10 protein-coding genes are annotated in these 9932 nt (G+C 47.3%); 6 read left to right on the top strand and 4 right to left on the bottom strand.

The window, feature by feature from the left end; genetic code table 11:
- Positions 1-93: 93 nt before the first annotated feature.
- Entirely contained in the window at positions 94-642 is a 549-nt protein-coding gene (locus H0Z19_RS08165; RefSeq protein WP_290725603.1) for a UbiX family flavin prenyltransferase, read from the bottom strand.
- Positions 642-1820 (bottom strand): tubulin/FtsZ family protein, encoded by a 1179-nt coding sequence (locus H0Z19_RS08160; RefSeq protein WP_290725602.1) that lies wholly within the window; start codon positions 1818-1820, stop codon positions 642-644. The genes H0Z19_RS08165 and H0Z19_RS08160 overlap by 1 nt, the downstream gene beginning before the upstream one ends.
- A 111-nt stretch (positions 1821-1931) precedes the next feature.
- On the opposite strand from H0Z19_RS08160, the gene lysS reads away from it, so the two are divergent.
- The 6 genes from lysS (at position 1932) to H0Z19_RS08130 (ending at position 8366) form a co-directional block, all read left to right on the top strand.
- Entirely contained in the window at positions 1932-3413 is a 1482-nt protein-coding gene (gene lysS / locus H0Z19_RS08155) for a lysine--tRNA ligase (protein WP_290725601.1), read from the top strand.
- Positions 3410-4405 carry a radical SAM protein gene (locus tag H0Z19_RS08150; RefSeq protein WP_290725600.1) on the top strand — a complete coding sequence of 332 codons (996 nt, stop codon included), beginning with the start codon at positions 3410-3412 and terminating at the stop codon, positions 4403-4405. Before lysS ends, H0Z19_RS08150 begins: the two co-directional genes overlap by 4 nt.
- An 8-nt stretch (positions 4406-4413) precedes the next feature.
- On the top strand, positions 4414-4716 hold the full coding sequence (locus H0Z19_RS08145) for a DUF2551 domain-containing protein (RefSeq protein WP_290725599.1): 303 nt from the start codon (positions 4414-4416) through the stop codon (positions 4714-4716).
- Positions 4703-5458, top strand: a complete 756-nt coding sequence (uppS, locus tag H0Z19_RS08140; RefSeq protein WP_365892586.1) for a polyprenyl diphosphate synthase — start codon at positions 4703-4705, stop codon at positions 5456-5458. Before H0Z19_RS08145 ends, uppS begins: the two co-directional genes overlap by 14 nt.
- The gene (prf1, locus tag H0Z19_RS08135; RefSeq protein WP_365892584.1) at positions 5458-6681 is read left to right on the top strand and encodes a peptide chain release factor aRF-1; all 1224 of its coding nucleotides are present in this window, start codon (positions 5458-5460) and stop codon (positions 6679-6681) included. Before uppS ends, prf1 begins: the two co-directional genes overlap by 1 nt.
- 158 nt (positions 6682-6839) lie before the next feature.
- Positions 6840-8366 (top strand): sodium:solute symporter, encoded by a 1527-nt coding sequence (locus H0Z19_RS08130; RefSeq protein WP_290725594.1) that lies wholly within the window; start codon positions 6840-6842, stop codon positions 8364-8366.
- On the opposite strand, the gene H0Z19_RS08125 is transcribed toward H0Z19_RS08130, so the two are convergent.
- Both H0Z19_RS08125 and H0Z19_RS08120 read right to left on the bottom strand, forming a co-directional pair.
- Entirely contained in the window at positions 8319-9158 is an 840-nt protein-coding gene (locus H0Z19_RS08125) for a DMT family transporter (protein WP_290725592.1), read from the bottom strand. The two genes, H0Z19_RS08130 and H0Z19_RS08125, sit on opposite strands and share 48 nt — an antisense overlap.
- On the bottom strand, positions 9158-9706 hold the full coding sequence (locus H0Z19_RS08120; RefSeq protein ID WP_290725591.1) for a TIGR00295 family protein: 549 nt from the start codon (positions 9704-9706) through the stop codon (positions 9158-9160). The genes H0Z19_RS08125 and H0Z19_RS08120 overlap by 1 nt, the downstream gene beginning before the upstream one ends.
- Between the last annotated feature and the right edge of the window lie 226 nt (positions 9707-9932).

Raw genomic sequence — 9932 nt, 5'->3', positions numbered from 1 at the left:
AACTGCCGCCGAATCTGCCCACAGGAGTTCTTGCAGCACCTACAATAACCGCCATGCAGGAGCTTGTGTTCGTAAAAGAAAAATGTTTTCTTTTTACCCCCACCTTTTGTAATCCACCTCAACACCAAGCAGCTCGATGATCCGCGAAACCGTGTGGTCAACCATATCATCCAGATTCTTTGGCTTGGTGTAAAAGGAAAGGACGGGTGGGTAAATCACCGCACCAATTTCGGAAAGGGTTGTAAGGGTTCTAAGATGCCCTGTGTGAAGTGGCGCTTCTCTAACAGCTAGAACGAGTTTCCTCTTTTCTTTAAGTGTAACATCAGCAGCCCTAGTTATCAGGTTGTCGGCTATGCCATAAGCGATAGATGAGGCGGTCTTTATGCTGCAGGGAACGATTGCCATTCCGTCATGCCTGAAGCTTCCACTGGCGAACGGTGCAGCAATTTCATCTTCATCGTAATACTTGGTGGCAATCTCTCTCACATAGCCCTCATCGTAGTCTGACTCTATCTTCAGAGTTATTTTGGCGGCAGCAGAAGCCACTGCGTAAACCTCAGCTCCAAGTTCTATCAGCTTCTCGATGAGCCTTATCCCAAGTATCTGCCCGGAAGCTCCCGTTAAAGCCACAACAAATCTCATTAGATCAGCGGTTCTATGTCTTCATCGAATAGCTCTATTGTTTTGGCCATTCTCATTTTCTCTGCTTCCTCAGCTTCCTCCTTTGCCTCCGCTGCGAGTCTCTGCAACTCCTTAACTCTTGGAATGTCTGTAACGTTTGCAAGCAGGACTAATGCTGCAACGTATTTAGTTCTCCTAGTCGGGTAATCTCCAGCTCTCACTTCCACACCTGCAATCTGCTCCTCAAGCCAGATCTTGGCCTTCTCCAACCCCTTTCTGTCAAGATGCTCAGGTGGGCCAGCCACGAGGATGAGGGCTCTTTCTGCACTGTGAATGTTGCACGGCACAGTTAACCTTCCAAGTGCTGCTCTCCTTACTAAAGTGGCGATTTTCATCGGCTTATCATTCTCCAGAGCCTCAAGCTCCTCCTCTTCTTTCCTGCCAAAGAGTCTGAAACCTTTTTTCTTCTTTTTCTCAGCCGATTCGGCAAGCGTTGTTGCGTAGCCGATCGATGAAATCCCACCACCGCGGAGAGTGTTCACAACTTCACTGCTGTCAACAACCATTTCTCCAACCACATCTTCCTCAATCGGTTCTCCAGCCCTAGCCAGCAAAGCAAGCCTTCTCACTATCTCCTCGTTAATCTTCCCAAATGATTCCTTAAGGCTTGTGCCCTCGAACTTCCACGCTCCGTTGTCCACGAGAATCAGGTTGTCAACGTACTTCAGCATTGAAATCATGCTTCTCGCGGCATTGAGGGAGTAAAGCTTCCCCTCCTCAGGGGCAGGAAGAATTCCAACAGCGTAAACCGGCTCCGAATACATTTCGGAAAGGTATTTGGCGAGGACTGGTGCACCACCGCTCCCAGTCCCTCCACCGAGACCTGCAATAATCAGGAAAGCATCCATGTCGTGCGTACCTCTCTCATCAATTGCGTTCAAAATCGTCTCGATGTCCTCTTGAGCTACTCTCGCGCCCATCTTGTTGTCGGTTCCAACTCCATGCCCCTTAACGAGTGTCTGGCCAATTAGAATGCGATCCTGAACGGGAACGTGTTTCAAACCCATTAAGTCGGTTCTAGCGGAGTTTATCGCAAGCCATCTCATCCTGATGTTTGAGCCTCTCATTTTCTCATTTTCGATGAACATGTCCAGTATCTTTCCTCCTGCCTGTCCAAATCCGATTATGAAGAATCTCATTTAATATCACCTCGACGCTAAGATTTAATACGCTTTTTATTTAAACCTTTTTCCCAACATTGCAATCTCGATAAAGGCAAGTTTAAAAACAGCACCGCCACAGCTTGACCGATGCACTGGGCTGATGTGATTGCAGCAGAGTTACTGAAAAGGTCTAATTCCCATAGAATAGCCACCGGCATCTCACCTTCAGGACATATTCATCTCGGCAATCTGAGGGAGATGGTTACAGCAGACGCAATCAGGAGAGCTCTCGTTGATGCAGGTGGAGAGGCAAAAATAGTGTACATAGCAGATGATTTCGACCCTCTGAGAAAGAGATATCCCTTTTTGCCGGAGGAATATGAGAACTACGTAGGAATGCCCCTCTGTAAGATTCCCGATCCAGAAGGTTGTCACGATTCGTATTCCGAACACTTCCTTCAACCCTTCCTCGAATCTCTTGAAATTCTTGGCATTCCGGTAGAGGTTCGCAGGGCTTATCAGATGTATAAAGATGGCCTTTACGAGGAAAATACGAGGATTGCTTTAAGCAAGAGAGATGAAATTGCCAGAATCATAGCTGAAGTGACTGGAAGAGAGCTTGAGGAGGATTGGTATCCCTTCATGCCCCTATGCGAAAACTGTGGGAGGATTAACTCAGCAAAAGTGAAGTCCTTCGATGAGAGCTGGATATACTACGAGTGCGAGTGTGGCTACAGTGGGAAGGTTGGTTATGCGGGTGGGGGAAAGCTCACGTGGAGAGTTGATTGGGCTGCGAGATGGCAGATTTTGAAGATAACGTGTGAGCCGTTTGGAAAAGACCATGCTGCCGCCGGAGGGAGCTACGACACGGGAGTGAGAATCGCAAGGGAGATTTTCAATTACGAGCCCCCCTATCCAGTCCCATACGAGTGGATTCATCTCAAGGGAAAGGGAGCTATGAAAAGCTCGAAGGGAATCGTAATTCCCGTCCGGGAAATGGTTGAGGTAATTCCTCCCGAAATAGTGAGGTACATTACTATTAGAGTCAAACCAGAGAGGCATATCGAGTTCGACCCTGGATTGGGGCTGCTTGACCTTGTTGAGGAGTTCGAGGAGAAATTTAAGGAGAAGGACAGGAGCGTTGAACTTAGCTTGGTTGGAGATGTGGTTTACTCAGATGTCCCCTTCCGTCATCTGATTGTTGTTGGCCAGATTGCAAACTGGGATTTGGACAAGGTTCTCGAAATTATAGAGAGGACGGGATACAGAGTTGACGAGATAACGAGGAAGGATGTTGAGAGAAGGTTGAAGTACGCGAAAAAGTGGATTGAAAAGTATGCTCCAGACAGAATAAAATTCGAAATTCCGGAAAAGGTCAGCGTTGATTTCAGTGAGGAGGAGGAGAAGTTCCTCAGGACTTATGCGGAAAGGTTGCAGAACGACATGTCGCCGGAAGAAATACACACCCTCGTGTATGATGTCTCAAAGGAGTTGGGAATTAAGCCCTCAAAGGCCTTTCAGGCCATTTACAAGGCCATTCTTGGCAAGACCTACGGCCCAAGGGTGGGGTACTTCATAAAATCTCTCGGAGTGGAGTGGGTGAAGGAGAGAATAAAGGCAGCGCTATGAGAAGAATCGAGGCAGGAAGTCGCTACACATACCTCCCGGAAGGGTGTAAGCTCTGCAGAAGAGGCTCCAAGCTTGTATTATTCATAACAGGCATCTGCAACAACTCATGCTTTTACTGCCCCGTTTCGAGGGAAAAGATAAGAAAAGATGTCGTTTTTGCCAACGAGAGGCCGGTAAAAAGCCTTGATGATGTTATCGAGGAACTCAAAATGATGGATGCGGAAGGGATTGCGATCACTGGGGGAGAGCCTCTGCTTAAACTGGAGAGAGTTCGGGAATATCTTAAAATGGCGAAGAAGCTTGACCTTCACGTCCACCTTTACACTTCTCTACCTGCAGGGGAGAAGTTGAAAAAGCTTAATGGGCTTGATGAAATCCGCTTCCACCCTCCCGAATTGAAAAATCCGGAAAAGTACGAGGAGTCCATCAGAGTTGCGAAAAAACTGGGAATGGATGCAGGTTTTGAGATTCCAGCAATCCGCTATGAGGAGAAGATAGTTGAGATAGTAAACAGAAACGATGCCTTCCTCAACGTAAATCAGCTTGAAGTGAGTGAGAGCAACTGGGAGAAATTGGCAGAGAGGTATAGAGTTGTCGATTACTATGTCGATGACAGCGAGACTGAGAGAATCGTTAAAAAGTACGAGAAGGCCGAGAAGTTCCACTACTGCAGCGCGAGGTTTAAAGATGTAGCCCAGTTTAGAAGGAGGCTGATAAGGATGGCGATGAATCATCCAGAATTCTATGAAGTAACAAGAGACGGCACACTTGTATGCATTAGAATAGAGGGAAATGAAGAGAAGCTGAAAACAGCAGAAAAAATTCTCAGCGAATCCGGAGAAGAATTTGTAAGGTTTGAAAATTGCATTGAGACAACTCCAGAACTGGACGAGGAAATCCGAGAAGCTTTAAAATCTGAAGGGTTAAGGCTCATGATAGTCGAAAGATATCCAACTTATAACCGGCTGGTGCTTGAGTTAATGGAAATCTGAGGTGTGGCATGAACGGAGAGGTCGAGGCGAGGGTAAGGAAATATCTCGAAAGGGACAAAAACGGTCTGAGAAAAGAACTGCTAAAGATACTCCTTGAAGGAAAGAAGTTCACAACTAACGAAATACACGAAGTTTTGGCGAAGAAGGGATACTCGATAAGCCCAAGGGGAGTTTCTGCGATGGTTGGCCTGATTTCGGCAAGGCTTGGAATACTCAAAACCGAGCTTGGAGAGAAGAACAGGTACTACCTCAAGAGCGAGTACGCGGACCTGGTAAGGAGAATTGTTGAGGAATTCGATGATACTCCATAAAATTTATGAAAAGAGGTTGTTGAGGAGCGTAAAGAGCGGAGCGATTCCTGAACATATAGCCATCATTATGGACGGAAACAGGAGATTTGCGAGGAAAAAAGGTCTGGAACCACATGAGGGACATTTTTTCGGTTCAAAGAAGGCTGAAGAGGTTCTCGACTGGTGCTGGGAGCTGGGAGTTAAGATGCTAACACTCTACGCCTTTTCAACTGAAAACTTCAAGAGGAGCGAAAGGGAAAGAAGAAACATTTTCCGACTTCTTGAGCAGGAGCTTAGGAGACTACTGAAGGACAGAAGGACTTACGAGAGGGAGCTGAGGGTTAGAGTTGTGGGTAAGAAAGAATATCTGCCCGAAAGTCTTCGAGAAACGATAAAAGAGGTTGAGGAGACCACCAAAAACCACAGAAAACACTACCTGAACGTCGCTGTGGCCTACGGGGGGAGGCAGGAGATTATAGATGCTGTAAAAGCAATCTTAATGAGGGTCAAGAGAGGGGAAGTAAAGCCGGATGAGATTGATGAAAAAATGCTTGAGGAACATTTATATGGTGAAGGGAAGTATTCTAAGGTTGACCTGATAATAAGGACGGGTGGGGAGCAGAGACTCTCGAACTTCCTTCCGTGGCAGGCTGTGAACAGCGTCGCATACTTCTGCGATGTCTACTGGCCTGAGTTCAGAAAAATAGATCTGCTCAGGGCTATTAGGGCCTGGCAGTACAGGAGAAGCCACGAGGTGGTATGATGTCACAGAAGATGATGTACGAGTTCAAGAGGAAGCTGGAAGAGCTTGAAAAGTACAAAGGTAGGGGTACCGAGTTAATTACTTTATATATTCCTCCTGATAAAAATATTGCTGACGTTTCAAATCAGCTCAGGAGTGAGCTGAGTCAGGCTTCAAACATAAAGTCAAAACAAACGAGAACAAACGTTCTTGCGGGGATAGAGGCGATTCTGAACAGACTTAAGCACTTCAGAAAACCTCCAAAAAACGGGATGGTCATAATAAGCGGAGTTGTCAACGTAAATGGTAAAGAGAAGCATATAACCGAAATAATAGAGCCTCCCGAACCTGTTCCGCTTTACAAGTATCACTGCGACTCAAAGTTCTATCTTGAACCTCTCAAGGAGATGCTTACGGAGAAGAAGCTCTACGGACTCCTCGTCCTCGACCGAAGGGAAGCTACTGTGGGACTTCTGAAGGGCAAGAGGATAGAGGTTCTTGACTGGGATACATCGATGGTTCCAGGAAAGCACAGGCAGGGAGGGCAGAGCAGCGTCAGATTCGAGAGGCTGAGGGAGATAGCCATTCACGAGTTCTACAAGAAGGTGGGAGAGATGGCGAGTGAAGCATTGCTTCCCTACAAGGACAAGCTGGTAGGCATTCTGATTGGAGGGCCATCGCCAACAAAAGAGGAGTTTTACGAGGGTGAGTATCTGCACCACGAGTTGCAGAGAAAGGTGCTTGGACTGTTTGATGTCGGCTACACTGATGAATCTGGATTGTACGAGCTTGTGGAGAAGGCGAAAGACGTTTTGCAGGAAGTTGACATAATCAGAGAAAAGAACCTGATGCAGAGATTCCTCAAGGAGGTGGCCAGAGACGGGCTTGCAGCCTACGGTGAGGAGGAGGTCAGAAGGTACATAGAACTTGGAGCTGTTGATACGCTGCTTCTCTCTGAAGACCTGAGGTACGAGAGGGTCAAGTACCGCTGTCCCAAATGCGGCAAGGAGGTTGAGGTTACGGTAAGAGAAGGCATAGAGAAGCCGCCGTTTTGCGAAGAGGACAACGTTGAGATGGAAGAGGTTGAGAGGAGGGATATAGTGCTTGAGCTTTCAGAGCTAGCAGAGAGCACCGGAGCAAAGGTCGAGTTCCTTTCAACAGAGAGTGATGAAGGGGAGATGCTCTACAAGGCGTTTGGTGGAATTGCTGCAATTCTCAGATTTAAGCCGGAAGGTGTTCAGTGACTAACAAGGCTCAGCAAAAATGGAAATTCTTTTATTTGCGAGTTTGGCTCATAAGTGCATGTTCGGAATGGAAGCCATAACGTTTGCGAGTATCAGTGTGACTGTTACCGTTCAAATCATAATCCTGCTAATCTGGGGATTAAAATGGAGGTGATTTTTTGCTAGCAGTAGGAGTTTTTTTGGCCTACCTTTTGGCAATAGCTATCATAGCATACTACGGGGCGAAAAGGACAAAGACGGTTGCAGATTTTGTTGCTGCCAGTGGTCAGCTAGGATTCTGGACGTACTGCCTCCTGATGATAGGAAGCGTCTTCAGCGGAATGACCCTCATTGGTGTTGCAGGTCTGGCCTTTACAACTGGCTACGCTAATGTGTGGGAGAGGATAATTGGCCCTCCTTTCGCCATAGCTTTTGGTACGATCCTAATAGGCTACAAGCTGTTCAATCTCAAGGAAAAAAACGGGATTCTCACAATCCAGGATTATCTCGCGTACCGCTACAATGATCCAAAGGTAATCAGAATTCTTGCGGGATTGATATCCGCAGTAACATGCTTTGTTTACCTGATAGGCCAGTACACCGCTATCGGTGTTGTTAGCTACGTCGTTCTGGGCATTCCCTACTGGATGGGGGCAGTCATCGCTGCGGTAATTGTTGTTGCCTACGTCATGAGCGGGGGAATGTTTTCAACAGCCTGGACAACATTCCTGCAGTCAATTCTGATGCTCTTCGGCATCTACATCACAGTACCATTCATAATAGCGTGGGTCGGTGGATTTGAGGCCATGAACCAGGCCCTTTTAATGCTGCCAGAAATCCAGAATGCTACGAGAGGCGTTCCGGAGGACTTCATGTTCGCAAAGTACCTCAGCAAGCCCTTTGCCCCCGCATCAGTCCCCCTCGCAGGTTGGGTTTACAACATCACGCTTTTCGGATTAACCGTTCCTCTTGGCCTAATGGTTGCACCACACATCGTTAACAACATGCTGACCTTCAGAAAAATCGAGTACACCAGATGGGGGCCGCTGGTCATGTATGTAATCGGCTTTTCAGCAATATTTCTCACATCTCTCGCCGGTATTGCGGCACGAGTCGCCTGGGCTGAGGGGATGATTGACATTCCAAGCCTTACTCTTGGAAGCGTAGAGGTCAAGTGGTCGGACATGGCGTATCCGACGATAGCAAGCAGAGCTCTGCCTTACTGGCTTTTCGTCCTGCTTTTACCCACAATTCTGGCTGGAGTGATGTCCACGACTGACAGGCTAATCCTCACAGCTGCGAACAACATAAGCTATGATGTTCTGAAGAATGCTCTCGGTAAAAATCTGTCTGAAAACTCGCTCAGGAAAATCAACATGCTTGTCGTTCCCTTAATTGGCTTTGGTTCTCTCGCTGTAGCTCTGTTCCCGCAGAATCTCCTTGCGTGGTTCATCTGGGCTGCATTATCGCTGATGACCAACTGCTTCTTCTTCCCAATAATGCTGGGACTCTACTGGAAGAGGATGAACAAGCATGCAGCAAGGCTAAGCATGGTTGCAGGATTTGTGGTGACTCTCCTAACATTCGCGATGTATGGAAAAACAATATTCATTGCCGGAATCCCGGTTTACTCTGTGCTTCCGGGATTCATAGCCAGCTTAGCCTTTGCCGTTGTTGTTTCTCTGCTTTGGACTGAGGAAAGTTAGGGCAATTCCGGAAAGGATGATGAGCATGTAAATGTAGGCCTGAGGCTCCAAGGTCTGGTTCAGGAAGACTGCTGCAAGAATTGCGGCTCCAACAGCCTCTCCGATTACGCTTGCTGTCACCGGCAGAACCTCCATGTGCCTCAGAAGGTAGTTGAGGAGGGAATGGCCTATCAGCATCGGAATAAGTGCCATGAGAATGAGGTAAGTCCATGTGCTAACAGAGTAGCCGAAAATCGGTTGAGAGGTCAGAAGGCAGGCGAGCATGGAAAAAAACGCTGCTGAAGAGTAAGTTGTCAACAAGTAAGAGGGGAAGTCAACACTTCTTGCAAACCTTGCAGATGCAAAGTAATATCCACCCGCGACAGCTCCGGCAAGTGCCAGCAGTATTCCGTAGGCATCAGCCCCCGCATCTGCACCGCTGAGAAGGTAAACACCGACCATTGCAATGAGCACACCAGCCACTTGATTTGGCCTCGGCTTTTCACCCCACAGGTAGGCGAAGAGTCCGGAGAAGAGGGAATGTGTGCAGACTATTGTCGTACTGACGGCTATTGAAGCATGGAAAAGGGATTCTATCCAGAAAGAGAAGTGGAGAGCCAAGGCGAGTCCAGCCAGAACAGCCATTTTTGCTACCTTCACTTTTTTCGGCCTGTATATCAGCAAAAGGAAGGGGATGGAGATGGCCAGTCTCCAGAAAGCAGCCACAACCCCCGGAACTGACGCGAGGAATGCAAATATTGCGGCTGATGACACTGCGAGGACAGCCAAAAACAGAAGAAGGATGTGGAGCATCAGAACACCAAGCTGCTTAACCTTTCAAGCTCTTCCTTGATTCTTCTCGCTCTTTCTCTTGTTCTCTCCGTCAACCATCGCATTTCCGGATTCTTCCTGTCTATCTCATCGAGCCTTTTCATGAACTCCTCGAATGTTTCTTCTCTATCTCCCATTGCGAGGTTGTCAGCGAAGCTCACTATCTTCTCCTCAAGCGTTTCTGGCATGTAGTCCTTTGGCTCAAGACCAAGCTTCTTTGCCTCTTCTGCTGTGATTCCTGCGCTGAAATGCCTTTCAGCAACCCTTACAATCTTCTCATCAACGTTCTCCTTCCTCAGTATCTCGGCAGACTTAACGAAGTGCTGAAACGGATCGTGAGTTACAGCCCTGCCAATGTCGTGCAGCAGCGCCCCTCTCAAAACAGCATCCATATCAACGTCGTGACTATTCTCGCGAATTTTTTCGGCAATCTTCAATGCAATTCTTGCTACAGTAAGGCAGTGTCTCCTAACTCCCTCGTCAAGGCCATACTTATCCCATAACCTCAGGACATCATCGGGAATGTGCATTGAGGGGATTCGAAAATCGATTTATTTAAGATTTGGTGAATTGGCGGCTTTGGGACAAAACTACTCCCTCCCCCCTTTGGCATCTCAAAATGTTTTGCATGACATTTTAATTTCTATCGAACATTATAAAAATCTTACGCTGTGTTTTTGCTGATATAACTTTTCTTCATTCTATTTTACCCTGAATTATGGTACCAGACACATAGATGGAGAAATAAAGCCGGAG

The sequence above is a fragment of the Archaeoglobus sp. genome (genome assembly GCF_017656475.1).
In the GTDB taxonomy this organism is placed as follows: domain Archaea; phylum Halobacteriota; class Archaeoglobi; order Archaeoglobales; family Archaeoglobaceae; genus Archaeoglobus.
Note: the sequence above shows the minus strand (reverse complement) of the source record. Positions and strands in the feature narration are given on the sequence as shown.

What these genes read in the sequence shown, in the direction of transcription:
- H0Z19_RS08145 (WP_290725599.1), top strand. Translation starts at nt 4,414, where the DNA reads ATGAACGGAGAGGTCGAGGCGAGGGTAAGGAAATATCTCGAAAGGGAC.
- H0Z19_RS08125 (WP_290725592.1), bottom strand. Translation starts at nt 9,158, where the DNA reads ATGCTCCACATCCTTCTTCTGTTTTTGGCTGTCCTCGCAGTGTCATCA.
- uppS (WP_365892586.1), top strand. Translation starts at nt 4,703, where the DNA reads ATGATACTCCATAAAATTTATGAAAAGAGGTTGTTGAGGAGCGTAAAG.
- H0Z19_RS08165 (WP_290725603.1), bottom strand. Translation starts at nt 642, where the DNA reads ATGAGATTTGTTGTGGCTTTAACGGGAGCTTCCGGGCAGATACTTGGG.
- prf1 (WP_365892584.1), top strand. Translation starts at nt 5,458, where the DNA reads ATGTCACAGAAGATGATGTACGAGTTCAAGAGGAAGCTGGAAGAGCTT.
- H0Z19_RS08160 (WP_290725602.1), bottom strand. Translation starts at nt 1,820, where the DNA reads ATGAGATTCTTCATAATCGGATTTGGACAGGCAGGAGGAAAGATACTG.
- H0Z19_RS08120 (WP_290725591.1), bottom strand. Translation starts at nt 9,706, where the DNA reads ATGCACATTCCCGATGATGTCCTGAGGTTATGGGATAAGTATGGCCTT.
- H0Z19_RS08150 (WP_290725600.1), top strand. Translation starts at nt 3,410, where the DNA reads ATGAGAAGAATCGAGGCAGGAAGTCGCTACACATACCTCCCGGAAGGG.
- lysS (WP_290725601.1), top strand. Translation starts at nt 1,932, where the DNA reads ATGCACTGGGCTGATGTGATTGCAGCAGAGTTACTGAAAAGGTCTAAT.